General features: G+C 70.6%; 1 protein-coding gene. It reads left to right on the top strand.

Annotated features, from left to right (window positions below; genetic code table 11):
• Positions 1 to 59: 59 nt before the first annotated feature.
• Positions 60 to 862 (top strand): LD-carboxypeptidase (locus ACFWY9_RS13920; RefSeq protein ID WP_378339011.1); only part of this gene is annotated, 803 nt, incomplete at its 3' end.

Here is an 862-nt window from a genome sequence, read left to right as displayed (position 1 = left end):
CATTACTATTCTATTTTTCTCCCGCGATCTTTCTTTTTTAATTACTACCGGGGGGGGGGGTGGGGGGGCCCCGCCCCGGGGGGGGGGGGCCCCCCCCCCCCTCGCCACCGCGGTATCTGTCCGATTCGGACAGTCGGAGGGCGGCGGAGTTCACCGGGGCGTGGCTGGACCCGGATGTCCATTGTGTCCTCGCCGCACGCGGCGGGTACGGGACGCAGCGGATGCTGGATCTGGTGGACTGGCCCGCGTTGCGGTCGGCCGGGCCGAAGATCCTCGCGGGATCGAGCGACATCACCGCGCTGCACCGCGCCGTCGACGTCCATTTAGGACTGGAAAGTCTGCTTTCGCCTATGCCGGCGAGCGAGTTGTTCGACGAGACGGCGGCCGAGCACCTGCGGCTGACGTTGTTCGAGCCGGAGAAGACCCGCGTTCTGCGTTCCGACGGCTTCGAAACCCTGGTGCCGGGGCAGGCCACGGGGCGGCTGATCGGCGGGAATCTGGCGATCCTCGCGGCCGGTGTCGGCACGGCGGAGCATCGGCCGGCCGAAGGGATCGCGGTGCTCGAGGACGTCACGGAAAGCGTGTACCGGCTGGATCGGATGCTCACGCAGTTGCTGCGTTCGGGCTGGTTCGCCGGTGTTCGCGGGGTGGTGCTGGGTTCGTGGGCCGGCTGCGGTGATCCGGCGGAGATCCGGGCGATGCTCGTGGACCGGCTCAGTCCGCTCGGGGTCCCGGTGGTGGGTGAGTTCGGGTTCGGCCACGTGCGGTCGTCGCCGACCGTGCCGCGGGGGGGGGGGGGGGGGGGGCGCGGCGCGCCCGCCGCCGCCCGGGGGCGCGGGGCGCCCGGGGTCTATAAGAAAGA

The sequence above is a fragment of the Amycolatopsis sp. NPDC059027 genome (assembly GCF_042739735.1).
Taxonomy (GTDB): domain Bacteria; phylum Actinomycetota; class Actinomycetes; order Mycobacteriales; family Pseudonocardiaceae; genus Amycolatopsis.
Note: the sequence above shows the minus strand (reverse complement) of the source record. Positions and strands in the feature narration are given on the sequence as shown.